Annotated in this window: 13 protein-coding genes; 12 read left to right on the top strand and 1 reads right to left on the bottom strand. The window is 64.1% G+C overall.

Features of this window, described 5'->3' with window-relative positions:
• Positions 1-508: 508 nt before the first annotated feature.
• Positions 509-1,792, top strand: coding sequence for a c-type cytochrome (locus ASG57_RS27530; RefSeq protein WP_024339995.1), 1,284 nt, complete (start codon positions 509-511; stop codon positions 1,790-1,792).
• A gap of 318 nt (positions 1,793-2,110) precedes the next feature.
• Here ASG57_RS27530 and ASG57_RS27525 read toward each other — a convergent pair whose 3' ends face one another.
• Entirely contained in the window at positions 2,111-4,081 is a 1,971-nt protein-coding gene (locus tag ASG57_RS27525) for a 4Fe-4S binding protein (RefSeq protein WP_024339996.1), read from the bottom strand.
• 164 nt (positions 4,082-4,245) lie between these two features.
• Between ASG57_RS27525 and ASG57_RS27520 the strand changes: the two genes are divergently transcribed.
• The 11 genes from ASG57_RS27520 to ASG57_RS27470 all read left to right on the top strand — a co-directional run.
• Positions 4,246-4,986 carry a biotin/lipoate--protein ligase family protein gene (locus tag ASG57_RS27520; RefSeq protein ID WP_024339997.1) on the top strand — a complete coding sequence of 247 codons (741 nt, stop codon included), beginning with the start codon at positions 4,246-4,248 and terminating at the stop codon, positions 4,984-4,986.
• Positions 4,983-5,522, top strand: a complete 540-nt coding sequence (locus ASG57_RS27515) for a DUF6505 family protein (RefSeq protein ID WP_024339998.1) — start codon at positions 4,983-4,985, stop codon at positions 5,520-5,522. The genes ASG57_RS27520 and ASG57_RS27515 overlap by 4 nt, the downstream gene beginning before the upstream one ends.
• Complete coding sequence (locus tag ASG57_RS27510) at positions 5,519-6,526, top strand: DUF6352 family protein (protein ID WP_024339999.1); 1,008 nt, start codon at positions 5,519-5,521, stop codon at positions 6,524-6,526. Before ASG57_RS27515 ends, ASG57_RS27510 begins: the two co-directional genes overlap by 4 nt.
• Positions 6,523-7,041, top strand: a complete 519-nt coding sequence (locus ASG57_RS27505) for a DUF3305 domain-containing protein (RefSeq protein ID WP_024340000.1) — start codon at positions 6,523-6,525, stop codon at positions 7,039-7,041. Before ASG57_RS27510 ends, ASG57_RS27505 begins: the two co-directional genes overlap by 4 nt.
• Positions 7,034-7,642: a DUF3306 domain-containing protein gene (locus ASG57_RS27500; RefSeq protein ID WP_024340001.1), complete on the top strand. Its 609-nt coding sequence runs from the start codon at positions 7,034-7,036 to the stop codon at positions 7,640-7,642. Before ASG57_RS27505 ends, ASG57_RS27500 begins: the two co-directional genes overlap by 8 nt.
• A gap of 134 nt (positions 7,643-7,776) precedes the next feature.
• The gene (locus ASG57_RS27495; RefSeq protein WP_024340002.1) at positions 7,777-8,556 is read left to right on the top strand and encodes a molecular chaperone TorD family protein; all 780 of its coding nucleotides are present in this window, start codon (positions 7,777-7,779) and stop codon (positions 8,554-8,556) included.
• 29 nt (positions 8,557-8,585) lie between these two features.
• Positions 8,586-8,795 carry a twin-arginine translocation signal domain-containing protein gene (locus ASG57_RS27490; RefSeq protein ID WP_024340003.1) on the top strand — a complete coding sequence of 70 codons (210 nt, stop codon included), beginning with the start codon at positions 8,586-8,588 and terminating at the stop codon, positions 8,793-8,795.
• 13 nt (positions 8,796-8,808) lie between these two features.
• Positions 8,809-11,751: a formate dehydrogenase subunit alpha gene (locus ASG57_RS27485; protein ID WP_024340004.1), complete on the top strand. Its 2,943-nt coding sequence runs from the start codon at positions 8,809-8,811 to the stop codon at positions 11,749-11,751.
• Between the two features lie 13 nt (positions 11,752-11,764).
• A complete protein-coding gene (gene fdh3B / locus ASG57_RS27480) occupies positions 11,765-12,361 on the top strand; it encodes a formate dehydrogenase FDH3 subunit beta (protein WP_024340005.1) in 597 nt (198 codons plus the stop codon).
• A 39-nt stretch (positions 12,362-12,400) separates the two neighbouring features.
• A complete protein-coding gene (locus tag ASG57_RS27475) occupies positions 12,401-13,402 on the top strand; it encodes a formate dehydrogenase subunit gamma (RefSeq protein ID WP_024340006.1) in 1,002 nt (333 codons plus the stop codon).
• A gap of 357 nt (positions 13,403-13,759) precedes the next feature.
• Positions 13,760-14,054: HoxN/HupN/NixA family nickel/cobalt transporter (locus ASG57_RS27470; RefSeq protein ID WP_502690818.1), on the top strand; the 295-nt coding region annotated here is incomplete at its 3' end.

Genomic DNA, 14,054 nt, shown 5'->3' with positions numbered 1-14,054 from the left:
AGCCATGTATACGACACAGCTTGTCGCGAGCAAGCTCGTCGATCGCTCGCGGGCATCGGGACCCATCGGGCTGTTGCGCTGCACGGTTCGGAACGGAAGGACGGTCTGAAAGTTTCTTGCAGGCCTAGTGAGCGCATCGGAGGACCCTGCGTGAAATTTCCGAAAGCGATCTTGTGCTTCGCAGCACTCTGTTCGATTGAAAGCGCCTTCTCGATTGAAAGCGCCTCGGCCCAGCCGGCTCAAACCAACTCGTCGGCGACGCAACCCCCTCCTGAAGAGAAGGGCCAGGCACAGCCGCAAGGCTGGACCGGGCCTATCAATACCGGCGCGGGTGGTGCGCCGGCCGGAAGTCCCCAGGGCCAGAGTCCGCCCGGAATGCAGGCAGCTCCTCAGGGGTCGTCCAAAACGACGACGGCACCGGCCAAGTAGACGCGGCCTCGTATATTCAGTTCTGCCGTCTGTTCTGGCAATCTTGATGATGCGATCGTCAGGCATGGCCGGGTGTGAAATGAACAGATCACCGTTGTGTACAAGGGTGGCCGTAGCGCTGTTGATCATCTTTGCTGCATCATCCGTGCAAGCCGACCTGGTCGGGCATGGCGGCCCCATACGCGCTCTAGCCGTTTCTCCGGATGGCAACAGCCTTCTCTCCGGCAGTTTCGACACGGCGGCCATTCGCTGGTCGCTCGAGACGGAGACCGCACGGCAAGTGCTGCGGTACCATGCGGACGGCATCAACGCGGTCGCCTTTCTGAAGGACGGTCGCATGATCACGGCCGGGGCCGATGCGCGAATTGCGGTATGGACTCCGGGCCGGCCGGAGCCGGACCGGGTGCTGGAGGGACATCTCGCTCCGATTATGGCGCTTGCCGTGTCGCCCGATGGGGCGCTTCTCGCATCGGGGTCATGGGACCGAACGGTGCGGCTCTGGTCGCTGGCGGACGGCACGTCGCGCGTGCTCGAAGGGCATACGCAGAACGTGAACGGCGTCGCTTTCCTGCCGGACGGCAGACTGGTCAGCGTCGGCTACGATCTTGCTCTGCGCATCTGGCGTTTGCCGGACGGCCAGCCCGACACCGTGACGCTGTCGGCGCCGCTGAACGCCGTTGCCGTGGCGCCGGATGGTGAGATCGTCACAGGTGCGGTCGACGGCAAGCTGCGCATGCTGACGAAGGATGGCAAGGTCGGCGGCGAGGTCGCGGCCGGTCCCGCGCCGGTGGTGGCCTTGACGGTGTCGGCGGACGGCATGCTGATCGCAGCGGCCGGTGTCAATGGCACGGTGGCGATCGTCGATCGCAAGTCGCGCAACCTGCTCCGCACGCCGGTTGGGCCCGGGTTGCCGGTGTGGTCCGTTGCGTTTCTCCCGGATAGCGAGACGCTGCTCACGGGAGGTGCGGACGGCAGGATCAGGCGTTGGGATGCGCGGACCGGTACTCCCGTCGGTTCGACTCCGGTGGGATCCGATCCGCTTGCCGCTTACGCGGGCGACCACGGTGCGGATGTTTTTCGGGCGTGTGTTGCCTGTCACACGCTGTCGGACAAGGAGGTGCAGCGGGCGGGTCCGACCCTTTCGGGACTGTATGGCCGCAGGATCGGTTCACTCCCAGGCTATCGCTTCTCCGACGCGCTGAAGACCATGGACATCGTCTGGACGCCGGAGACAGTCGCAAGGCTGTTCGAAATCGGACCGAACGCCTATACGCCGGGCACCAAGATGCCGGAACAGCGTATCGGCTCGCCCGAGGACCGACGCGCCCTCACAGACTTCCTGGGCCGCGCGACGTCGCGATAGCGGCCCTCATATGAGTTCAAATTCTTTATATGAAGACTCCGCATCTCCGGATGCTGCTTCAAGATTTGGATGACATCGATGGTTGGGTGAGCGGCTTCGGCAACGCAGAGGTCGACAGCCGTGCCATCTTCTTGCCCGTGGCCTCGGCTCTGCGAGCGACGATCGCCGTTACCCGCCAACTTCTGTGCCTTTGTCAGCGGTGGAGCGGCAGCTTCGGCCACTCAGCCGGCGACAGCGCTGAAGACCACGGACTTCGACAGAGCTGTGCTGACACGAGACATGGTGATGCCTCCCGGCGACGATGTCTGTTCGTCTTGTCTAGTCCTTGCCGTTGCGTTGACGTAGATAGTCATCCGTCGTGCGCGGCGGCGTTCGTTCCGGAACTCCCTTGAACGGATCGAATTGCTGTTCGCTCATGACGATGACGCGGCAGTCGGCGCACATCCTGAGCGCCTCGAGCCGCTTGTCGCCAGCCGGATACATCCAGTGCCGGCCTTCGAGCTTGGCCGCGATCCGCTCGATTGTGCTCTTCACTCCGAATGGCGTGCCGCAGCGGACGCAGAGCGCCGGTTCTTCCTCCTTAAGGATCACGGCGGGCGCGCGGGACGCGCGGAAGTCAATCTGCGGCTTGAGGGCAACGACTTTCTCCGGACAGGTGCTCTGGCACAGGCCGCATTGCACGCACGCATCCTCGATGAACTTCAGCACGGGCCGCTCGGGATCCTCGCGTAGCGCGCCGGTCGGGCAGGCGGAGACGCAGGACAGGCACAGTGTGCAACCGTTGGCATCGATGGTGACTGCGCCGACCGGCGCCCCCCGGGGAAGGGGAATCACGTCCACCGGCTTCGGCGCCAGCCGATGCAGTTCGCTCAGGCCAAATCGCAAGAGGTCACGCCGCTTGCCGACAGTCTTGAAAACCGCCGGCAGCGCGACGGCGGCGAGCATCTCGATATCAGCCAAATGCTCGCCGAGCACATCGGGATCATCCGTTTCGATGGTGGCGAGGCGCCGGCCCTCAAAGCCGAGGCCGCCGAGGATCGCATCGGCCGTTGCGACCGTCTGTGACAGTCCGGTGATGTCGTGGCGCGGCTTGGCACGGAGCAGGAAGCGCACAGCGGATACGCCATAGGCGAAGGCACCGACAATCGCTTCCAGTCCCACCTGCGTAAGCTCGTTGACGGCAAAGGGAAGCACGTTGGCCGGGAGGCCGTCGCCATGCCGTGCGAGGGCATCGATCAGAGGCGTGCCGTGCGGGCCGTCGTGAAACAGCAGCACTGCATCCGCGCCACCGGCCTCGCGGTAGGCGAGCAGCATGGCGCGAAGTCTCTGAAGCTGCGTATCGGCGGGTGGCAGCGCGTAGGACAGCGCGCCGGTCGGGCAGGCCGCCGCGCATTGGCCGCAGCCCGCGCAGATATTCGGATCGATTGCGACATGATCGCCGACGGGCGTGATCGCCCCGGTCGGGCAGAGATCGAGGCAGCGATGGCAGCCGGTGCGTTTCGAGCGCGAATGGGCGCAGAGCGTCGGTGCAACGTCAACATATTTCGGCTTGTCGAAGCTGCCGACGAGATCGCGCGCGGTCAGCACGGCGCGCAGCATCGCGGCGGGATCCCCCGGGTCGGCGCGCAGATAGCCGTCGCGCAGGTCGTGAGCGGGAAACAGCGGCATATCCCCGGACAGGTCGAGCACGATGTCGCAGCGCGAAGTGACTCCGCTTCGCGGCGGATCCAGCACGAAGCGCTCGCGCGAGGAGGGCCGGGGACGCGCATAGTCGTCGATCGCAAGCTCGAAGGCGCCGAAATGTCCCTTCGCGGAGCGGATCCTGCCCTTGACGACGGGGAAGGCCGTTGCAGTCGGCCGCACGGTGTCGTCGAACTGCTTCAGCATCACCGTGACGTCGAGATGGTCGGCAAGCAGGCGGCCGGCCTCGATCGCGGTCTCATCGCGCCCGTAGATCAGGATCACGCCCTCGCTCGACAGGGTGACGAGCGGATAGTCCGGGGACGGGATGGAGGCGGATGCGAGCAGGGCGGCCATCTTCGCACCTGCTCGTGCGCCGTCTTTCGACCATCCGGCCGTTTCGCGGATGTTGACGAAGCTGATCGCATCGGCCCGTTCGCCGGCCTCTTCCGAAAACTGCGCCGCCTGCTGCGTGCAGGCGACGGTCAACGCGCCGTCTGTCGCGGCAATCTTGCGGAAATGATCGAGTTCGGCACCACAGAGATGGCGAAAGCTCTTGACCTCGCTGCCGGGGCATCCGCGCCGCATTGCGGCCACGTCGAGACGCATCGTGTCTTCGCACGAGCAGATCAGGACGGTCTTCGCTGGTTGCTCCAGGTTAATCCCTCCGCCATTCGGATGCCGACGACGGACTCGCGCCGACCCTTCGTCTCGTATAGACATTATCCATCGGGAAGAAAAGGAAAGCGGAGGACGGCCTGCCGTCGACCCCAGTGAGTCATGTTTCCCTGGCGGAACCGGTCCATCTGCCGCCGCCGTTCACATTGGTGCGGCTGCGCGAGAGTGGCGACGCTTTCGCCCATGCATGCCGCATTGCGCCGGAGAGCGGCGCCGGAACACTCGTCTATGTAGGTCGTTTCGACCTCGCAGAGTTCGCCGTGGTGCTGGAGCCATTCGAGCCGTTGCGCAGCGCGCGGCGCGCGTTCTACGCCGGCATGGTCGCACTGACCGATGCGCTTCGCGCCTATGCGCCGCCGAGCAAGCCGATCACGATCGACTGGCCGGATGCGGTCAGGATCGACGGGGGACTGGTCGGCGGCGGACGGATGGGGTGGCCTTTTGCCGCTGACGAGGATGCGCCGCCGCGCTGGCTGGTATTCGCAGCCATGATCCGGACTGTTGCGATGAACGAAGATGAACCCGGCGTTCACCCGCTGGCCTCGGCACTCGATCAGGAAGGCTTTGGCGAGGCTGGCGCGGCGCAGATCACGGAGAGCTTTGCCCGCCACTTGATGCTAGCGCTCGACGGCTGGCGCGTCGATGGCTTTGACAGCGTCGCGCGCGACTATCTCGCTCGGATGCCGCGTGAAAGGCAGACAGTTCAGCGCATTGATGATTGCGGCGATCTGCTCACGCGCCGCCTCGGTACGGACGAGACCGAGCGGAGCGATCTCGTGCAGGCGCTTGCGATGCCATCCTGGCTCGATGCGGCGCTCGGAGGACCGCGCTCATGAAGCTCCTGCGTACGATCGCACTCGATCCCTCCGACACCTTCGTATTCGAAGTGGCGGCAGAACCGGGCGAATGGGCCGTCTCCGGTGCTTTCCGCTTTTGGGATTGTGACGGGTCGAAGCTGGAAGGCAAGGCGCGCGCGGCGTTTCGCGGCGGCTTCCTCGGGGTGCAGTCCTGGGGCTGGTCGACGCTGGCGCAGATCGTTCCGGCGACCGAAGACGACTACCGCAGCCTGGTCGATCTCCTTGCGCGGCAACTGGTCGAGCGCTTCGGTGCGCCTGACATGTCGGCGGCGAAGACGGCCGCCGAAGAGGAGGTCGCTTTCGCACAATCGCTGTGTAGCCATCCGATCAGCTCTCTTGTTGCAGTGCACCGCACATCGAGCGACGGCGAGGTCCGCGAGTCATTCCGTCGCCTGCAGCTGCGCGAAGGGCAGGGGCATAGCAAGGCGTTCTCGTTCATGGAGTTGGACGACGATGTCCAGCCTGACCACGAGCTCAAACTCGCGGAACTGGGGCGGGGGCCGATCCTCAGATGAACGATTTCTGGATTGCCTGCGGCCATCATCTGCTCGACCGCGACGAGGGCGGTGGGCTCCGTGTCACCGACGAATTCCTCAAGGCCTATTTTGCGCGTCCCGAGCTGATGCCGCCGGACGACGCGTGCCCGGTCGAACGCCGGCTGCACCGCGAATTGCTCGCCCACCCGCGACAAGCGGTCGGTAAGGACGAGATCGCCGGGATTGTCGATGCGGATGCCCGGGAGAACTGGCAGTTCGTACTCGCGTTTCGCGATCTTTTGCTGCGGCATCCGACGCTCGAGGCCGCGTATCTTGCCTCGGTGCGATCAGGGACGAACGATCTGCCGCCGCTGTTCGTCAACCAGCTCTCGCATGTCATCCTGCGGAACGCTCTCGATGGCTGCGATGACCCGTTCGTGCTGCGTGCGGCCGAATTGTTCTTCCGGACCCAGCGAATCCTGCCGCACGAGCACGCCTTGTTGCTCGGCGACGAGGAGATCGTCGGTGGCCGGAGCCCGACCCCGGTGCTCTCCCTGATGTCGATGCTGGGCGCCACCACCGATGTTGTGGTCGACGTGCTCAGCGAGGAGAATGCCGAGGCCTATTGGCAGCGCAGCGACCAGTTCGATCTGGCCCTCGACCTGACGGCCGGCGGCCGCGGACCGGCGGCGCTGGCGCAGGCGATGACGCGCTGGGTCTCCCATCTGCTCGGCATCGAGGTCGTGATCGAGCCGCTGCGCGCGCTGCATGAGGCAAAGTTCACCTGGTATGTCGGGCTCGATGCGGATGCCACCAGGCTTGGCGATCGTCTGTGGCACGGCGAAGAACCAGGCGAGCGCGACACTGATCGTGTGCTCGCGCTGTTCCGGCTGACCTTCCTCGATTCGAGCTGCGCGCTTGACGACCTCCGGGGTGAACCGGTCTACCTGATCCTGTCGATGACGCCCGATCAGAAGCTTCGGATGAAACCGCAGAATCTGTTGATAGGATTGCCGGTGAAGCGTCTGGAGATGGCGACATGAGCTCCGCGGCGTCGCCGTCTCTCTCGATTGCCGTCGGTGTCGTGGTCGAGCGGCGCAGATCTACCTCGCCCTGGGTCGATTTCGTCTGGCGCGGCATCGCGGTCCTTCCGGACGAGCCGGCGACAGAACCCTGGACCGTGCTCCGCGAGCAGGACGGTTCGACCCTGTTTTATGCCGGCAGTGCGACCGTCGATCTCTATCCGTCCGAGACGGCACGCTATCGCGACAATCTCGTCTCCGGCAGTCCGAGCATCTGGACTGTACTGTCGCCTGCGGAAGGCGCCTGGCCCTATGCCGTGACGGCGGTGACCGCCGACCCCGCAGAGGGCGAGGGGTTCACCGAAGCCGCCGACAATCTCGTCGAGGCGGTGCCGATGCCCGAGGCGCTGCGCGAAGCAATTGAAAGATTCGTCGCCGAGCGCCATGTGGAGCGGGAATTCGTCAAGCGCAAGCGGCGCCGCGCCGACCCGGAGGCGTTGGCACGGCGCGATCAAGAAGGCGACAGGAATGAGTGAGGAGGACTTCCTTGCACGTTGGTCCCGCCGCAAACGCGAATCGCGGGCGGAGCCGACGAAGCCTGCTGCAGCGCAATCCATGCCGCCGTCCGAGGCCGAGGACGGCGAGACCGAGTTCGATCTCTCGACGCTGCCTTCGATCGACGACATCAATGCTGCGACCGACGTCACGGCGTTTCTGGCCAAGAGGGTTCCACAGGAGTTGAGTCGTGCGGCCCTTCGCCGCGCGTGGGCGACCGATCCTGCCATTCGCGACTTCGTCGGCCTTGCGGAGAATGCATGGGACTTCAACGACCCCACTGCGATGCCGGGCTTTGGCCCGCTGGATTGCTCGTCGGAGGAGCTGGCCGCGCTGGTCGATCGCATTGTTGGTGGAGTGCGCGAAGCGGTCCAATCTCTTCCCGATGCGTCCATCGAAATGCCGGTTTCAGCGGATTTGCATGGCGCCGATGTGACAATGATTTCCAATAGCGTTGAGCCCTCGGCCCCGCCGGAGCAACCGCAGATCTCTATTGCGGTGCAACCGCCGGCGGTTGGTCATTCGGACGAGACGGCCGAGCCCATCAGACTCCGCACGCACGGTGGTGCACTGCCGCGCTAAGCAGCGCGACCAAAGGCTATAGGCTCAAGCTATGGCAGACGGTTGACGGTCCGCGGAGCCAGGACTACGCTTTCATGAGTGCCTTATAAGAAAAGGCAATAATCAAGCAGACGGGACTCGGATGGGAGGTCCACGTGCGGGATGAGGGGCTTGATCGCGCGATCGATGCCGCAGGCGGCATTGCTCAGCTTGCACGCAAAATCGGCATCAGCCAGCCCTCTGTCTCGAATTGGACCCGCGTGCCCGCACAGCGGGTGATTGCGGTCGAAACCGCCACTGGTGTTTCCCGGAACGATCTTCGGCCGGATCTCTACAACGAACAAGCCGGCGCAGCGCAGCCCGTCGATCCGGTCGATGCTGCGCGCGCGCAGGAATACTCGCTTCTGGCAACGTTGCTCTCAGCGCCGCCGTCGAAGCGATTGCTGGAGCAGCTTGCGGCATTGACCAGCGATGCGACGCCGCTCGGCCGTGCGCATGCAGCGCTGGCCGACGCCGCCTCGAGCGCCGTTGCCGCGAAGGTGGAGCGGGAATATTTCGACCTGTTCGTCGGTCTCGGCCGCGGCGAATTGCTGCCCTATGCCTCCTACTATCTCACCGGCTTTCTGAACGAACGGCCATTATCCCGCCTGCGCGGAGACCTGACGAGGCTCGGCATCGAGCGGATTGCCAACAATTCCGAGCCCGAGGATCACGTCGCGATCCTGTGCGAGATCATGTCGGGCCTTGCTGACGGCCGCTTCGGTGCTTCGCCCGAGGCGCAGCGTGCCTTCTTCGACAAACACGTATCGCCCTGGATGGGACGGCTATTCGCAGACATGGAGAGCGCCGGGAATGCGCGCTTCTACGGTGCGGTCGGCGCGCTCGGTCGCACCTTCATCGAGATCGAGACGGAAGCATTCACATTCGCCAATTGATCGACGCGCGTCGGTCCGGGAGAGATGCCATGAGTGACGAGACGAAAGCAAAGGTCGGACGTCGCGACTTCCTGCGCCAGGTCGGGATCGGCACGGTCGGCGCCGGCGCGACGCTTGCGACCCCGTTGGTCGGGACCGCCCAGGCGGATAGCGAGAACAACGATGAGAAGCGCAAGGCGCGCTACAAGGAATCCGATCACGTGAAGACGTTCTACCGCGTCAATCGTTACCCGGCGTGAGAGGGAGGCTGCCGTGCTTATCAAGCGAACAAACCAGCGTTCCGATCGCCGAGGCTCCGTTGCCGAGTCCCTCGCAGGCCAGGCCGGCGGACTGGATCGCCGCACATTCCTGCGCAGGTCCGGTCTGGCTGGCGGTGCTCTCGCCGCGCTGGGTGCCATGCCGGTCGGCAGCGTGCGGAAGGCTGAAGCGGCTGCTGCCGGCCCGCTTGCCGCTGGCGCTGTCGTCAAGAAGAGCATCTGCACGCACTGTGCGGTAGGCTGCACCGTCACGGCGGAAGTGCTCAACGGGGTCTGGATCGGGCAGGAGCCAAGCTGGGATTCGCCGATCAACCGCGGCTCGCACTGCGCCAAAGGCGCATCGGTGCGCGAGCTCGTGCACAGCGATCGCCGCCTGCGCTATCCGATGAAGCTCGTGAACGGGCAGTGGACGCGCGTGTCCTGGGACATGGCGGTGAACGAGATCGGCGACAAGCTGCTCCAGGTCCGAGAGAAGTCGGGCAGCGATTCCGTCTATTGGCTCGGCTCCGCCAAGATGACCAACGAGGGCGCCTATCTGTTCCGCAAGCTCGGTGCGTTCTGGGGCACCAACAACACGGATCATCAGGCGCGAATCTGCCACTCCACCACCGTCACCGGCGTCGCCAACACGTGGGGCTACGGTGCCATGACGAACAGCATCAACGATATGCGCAACTCCAAGACGATGCTGTTCATCGGCAGCAACGCGGCGGAAGCGCATCCCGTCAGTATGCAGCACCTGCTCGAATCCAAAGAGCTCAACAAGGCGAACTTCATCGTCTTCGATCCGCGCCTGACCCGCACCGCGGCGCACGCCACCGAGTATGTCCGTATTCGCCCCGGCACGGACATTCCGGTGCTCTACGGCATGATGTGGCACATCCTGAAGAACGGCTGGGAGGACAAGGAGTTCATCGCCCAGCGCGTCTACGGCTTCGACGATCTGCGCAAGGAAGTCGAGAAGTGGAATCCCCAGGAGGTGGAACGCGTCACCGGCGTGCCCGCAGCCCAGCTCGAACGCGTCGCCAAGATGTTCGCCACGCAAAAGCCGGCGACCATCATCTGGTGCATGGGACAGACCCAGCACACGGTGGGCACCGCCAACGTGCGGGCAAGCTGCATCTCGCTGCTGATGACGGGGAACATCGGCAAGGCGGGCGCCGGCGCAAACATCCTGCGCGGCCATGACAACGTGCAGGGCGCAACCGATGTCGGCCTCGATATCGTGACGTTGCCGTTCTATTACGGCCTTGCGGAAGGCGCCTGGAAGCACTGGTCTCGAGTCTGGGAGGTCGATTACGACTATCTCGTCTCCCGCTTCGACGAGAAGAAGCTGATGGAGACGCCAGGCATCCCGCTGACGCGGTGGTTCGATGCCGCGCTGTTGCCGAAGGCAGATGTCGCACAGAAGGACAACGTCAAGGCCGTATTCGTGCAGGGCCACGCCAGCAACAGCATCACCCGCATTCCGGAGTCGCTGAAGGGCCTGAAGGCGCTGGAGCTGTTGGTGATCGCCGATCCGCACCCGACCACCTGGGCGTCTCTGGCGGTCGAGGCGGGACGCAAGGACGGCGTGTATATCCTGCCTGTGGCCACGCAGTTCGAATGCACGGGATCGCGCGTCGCTTCCAATCGCTCGATGCAGTGGGGCGAGCAGATCGTCAAGCCGATCTTCGAATCGAAGGACGACCTCGAGATCATCTATCTCATGGCAAAGAAGTTCGGCTTCGCCGACAAGATGTTCAAGAACATCGAGGTCGAGAACAATCTTCCGGTTGCCGAGGACGTGCTGCGCGAGATCAACCGCGGAAGCTGGTCGACCGGCTATTGCGGCCAGTCGCCGGAACGCATCAAGGCGCACATGAAGAACCAGCACAAGTTCGATCTGGTGACCATGCGCGCGCCCAAGGACGATCCGGAAGTCGGCGGCGACTATTACGGCCTGCCGTGGCCGTGTTGGGGTTCGCCCGAGGTGAAGCATCCGGGATCGCCGCTGCTCTACAATAACAACCTGCATGTGATGGATGGCGGCGGCGCGTTCCGTCCCCGGTTCGGCATCGAACGCGAGGAGAAGCTGCCGGACGGCACGACGCGGAAAGTCAGCCTGCTTGCCGACAAGTCGTTTTCCAAGGGCTCGGAAATCGAAGACGGTTACCCCGAGTTCACGCTAGCGAGCCTGAAGAAGCTCGGCTGGGACAAGGACCTCACCGAGGCTGAGATGGCGACCATCCAGAGGGTCAATCCTGCCAATCCCGATGCGGTGTCCTGGGCGATCGATCTCTCAGGCGGGATCCAGCGGGTTGCGCTGAAGCACGGCTGCGTGCCCTTCGGCAATGGCAAGGCCCGCATGAATGCGTTCGGTCTGCCCGATCCGATTCCGGTGCACCGCGAACCGATCTATACGCCGCGCGTCGATCTGGTGGAAAAGTATCCGACTCTGCCCGATGCCAAGCAGTTCCGCCTGCCCAACATCGGCTTCTCCGTCCAGAAGGCGGCGATCGAGAAGGGCATCGCCAAGCAGTTTCCGCTCATCCTCTCCTCGGGACGCCTGGTGGAGTATGAGGGGGGCGGCGAGGAGACGCGCACGAACCCGTGGCTCGCCGAGTTGCAGCAGGACATGTTCATCGAGATCAGCCCGGCCGATGCCGCCGATCGCGGCATCAAGGATGGCGGCTGGGTCTGGGTGAGCGGCGCCGAGAACAGTTCCCGTGCCAGGATGAAGGCGCTGGTGACAGAACGCGTCGGCAAAGGCGTCGCCTGGATGCCGTTCCATTTCGGCGGCTGGTTCGGCGGCAACGACCTGCGCAAGAACTATCCCGCCGGCACCGATCCGATCGTGCTGGGCGAGAGCGCCAACACGATCACGAGCTACGGCTACGATCCTGCGACGGGCATGCAGGAGCCGAAGGTCACGCTTTGTCAGATCGTCGCAGCCTGAGAGGAGCACGCACATGGCTCGGATGAAATTTCTCTGCGACGCTGATCGCTGCATCGAGTGCAACGCCTGCGTCACCGCCTGCAAGAACGAGCATGAGGTCCCCTGGGGCATCAACCGGCGCCGCGTCGTCACCATCAACGACGGCAAGCCGGGCGAGCGCTCGATCTCGATGGCCTGCATGCATTGCACCGATGCGCCTTGCGCCGCGGTGTGCCCTGTCAACTGCTTCTACACCACCGCGGATGCCGTGGTGCTGCACTCAAAGGATCTTTGCATCGGCTGCGGCTATTGCTTCTATGCCTGTCCGTTCGGTGCTCCGCAATATCCGAAGGTTGGGAACTTCGGATCGCGCGGCAAGATGGACAAATGCACCTATTGCGCTGGCGGTCCGGAGGCCGACGGCAGCAAGGCCGAATACGAGAAATACGGCGCGAACCGGCTCGCCGAGGGCAAGCTGCCGCTGTGTGCTGAAATGTGTTCGACCAAATCCTTGCTTGCGGGCGACGGCGAGATCATCGCCCAGATCTACAAGGAGCGCGTCATGAAGCGCGGCTACGGCTCGGGCGCTTGGGGCTGGAAGACCGCCTACCGCGAGACGATCGAGTCCTGACGTGGCAACCGACGGGCGCGCAATACCGGGGAGGACGTGATGGCGTCGTTTGGAAGGTTCATTCGTCTGGCGGTGGGAGCCTGGGCGCTGCTTCTCTTGGTGACGGCGGCGCCCGCGGGTGCGCAGCAAGTCAACCCGACCGCAAGCGCGGTCAAGGAGCAGCAGCTTCTGCAGGAGCTTAACCGGATCCAGGGACGCGTCAGCATTCCCGATCAGCGCTCCGGTGTTCTCGAGCAGCCGCAGGGACGCGAATGGCGGGAATTCCGCGATGTGACGCTGCGATGGATCGGCGGCATTGCCATCCTCGGCATGATCGCCGCCATCGTGATCTTCTATCTGACCGTCGGGATGGTGCGTCTCGAAGCCGGACGGTCAGGTCGCACCATCGTGCGCTTCAACGCGTTTGAGCGGTTCGTGCACTGGCTGACGGCAAGCTGCTTCATCGTGCTGGCCATTTCCGGGCTGAACATCACGTTCGGCCGGCCGTTGCTGCTACCGCTGATCGGCTTCGAGGCCTTTTCGGAATGGTCGCAATGGGCGAAGTTCGCTCACAATTATCTGAGCTTCCCCTTCACCCTCGGCGTCGTCCTGATCTTCCTGATGTGGATCGGCGGTAATATCCCAAGCAAGGTGGATGTCGAGTGGGCCAAGCGCGGCGGCGGCCTGATCGGGCACGACCATCCGCCGGCCTACCGCTTCAACGCCGGACAGAAGATGATCTACTGGATCGTCGTGATCGGCGGCGGTCTCGTCGCGGCAAGCGGCTACGCGCTCATGTTTCCGTTCTACGGCACCGGGATCGAGGGCATGCAGATGGCCCAGATCGTCCACTCCATCGTGGCGGTCCTGTTCGTCGCCGCGATGATCGCGCATATCTATATCGGCACCATCGGGATGGAAGGTGCTTTTGAAGCCATGGGCTCGGGCGAGGTCGACGTCAACTGGGCTCGCGAGCACCATAGCCTCTGGCTGGACGAGCAGAAGGCGCGAACCGGACCGAACGACGGACAGCCGCAACCCGCAACCGCGGCGGCCGAATAGGTCGGAGCAGCAACGCGGGTGCTCCGACCTACCGAGCTGGCTCTTTTGCAAACAGGACGGAGCCGTCCTGCAGCTCCTGCTCGGAAAGTGTGTTCGCTGGGTTCCATTGAAACGGCCGTTCCGGCTGGCAATCTAGTGCCGACCGTCAACTTGGTCGTCGAGGTGGATAGTCGCTTGTCAACGGAAGCGCCGCATTCCGCCCCAGCGTCGCGACCGGCTGAGCACAGATTCTTCATGTGAAGCAGCCATTTGACTTTCGTTCTGTCGGCTCTTCAGCCGTGAGCTCGAAAGTGGTCCATCTCTTGCTCTCGCCAGTATGAGACCTCTTGATAAACGTCATACTGCGGAGCGGGGCGGATGGATCGAGCGACGGGACGGACTTCGGGGGCGATTGAGCCCGGACCGGTGATGCTGCTTGGCGGGCTTATCGCCGCCAACGTCGCTGCATGGGCCTGGGCCCTCGCGGCGTTCGGCGACCGGCCGACCATCATGGCGACCGCGCTGCTGGCCTGGGTGTTCGGCCTTCGCCACGCCGTCGATGCCGATCACATCGCCGCCATCGACAACGTCGTGCGCAAGCTGATGCAGGCGGGTGAGACGCCGCGCAGCGTCGGCCTCTATTTCGCCCTCGGCCATTCCACCGTCGTCGTCG

Origin of the sequence: Bradyrhizobium sp. Leaf396 (genome assembly GCF_001424605.1) — a bacterium.
Taxonomy (GTDB): Bacteria; Pseudomonadota; Alphaproteobacteria; order Rhizobiales; family Xanthobacteraceae; genus Bradyrhizobium; species Bradyrhizobium japonicum_C.
This window is presented reverse-complemented; position numbering and strand designations above follow the sequence as displayed.

Bases quoted from the DNA above. Each gene is read 5' to 3' on its own strand.
- ASG57_RS27530 (WP_024339995.1), top strand. From the start codon at position 509: ATGAACAGATCACCGTTGTGTACAAGGGTGGCCGTAGCGCTGTTGATC.
- ASG57_RS27525 (WP_024339996.1), bottom strand. From the start codon at position 4,081: ATGCGTCTCGACGTGGCCGCAATGCGGCGCGGATGCCCCGGCAGCGAG.
- ASG57_RS27515 (WP_024339998.1), top strand. From the start codon at position 4,983: ATGAAGCTCCTGCGTACGATCGCACTCGATCCCTCCGACACCTTCGTA.
- ASG57_RS27510 (WP_024339999.1), top strand. From the start codon at position 5,519: ATGAACGATTTCTGGATTGCCTGCGGCCATCATCTGCTCGACCGCGAC.
- ASG57_RS27505 (WP_024340000.1), top strand. From the start codon at position 6,523: ATGAGCTCCGCGGCGTCGCCGTCTCTCTCGATTGCCGTCGGTGTCGTG.
- ASG57_RS27500 (WP_024340001.1), top strand. From the start codon at position 7,034: ATGAGTGAGGAGGACTTCCTTGCACGTTGGTCCCGCCGCAAACGCGAA.
- ASG57_RS27490 (WP_024340003.1), top strand. From the start codon at position 8,586: ATGAGTGACGAGACGAAAGCAAAGGTCGGACGTCGCGACTTCCTGCGC.
- fdh3B (WP_024340005.1), top strand. From the start codon at position 11,765: ATGGCTCGGATGAAATTTCTCTGCGACGCTGATCGCTGCATCGAGTGC.
- ASG57_RS27475 (WP_024340006.1), top strand. From the start codon at position 12,401: ATGGCGTCGTTTGGAAGGTTCATTCGTCTGGCGGTGGGAGCCTGGGCG.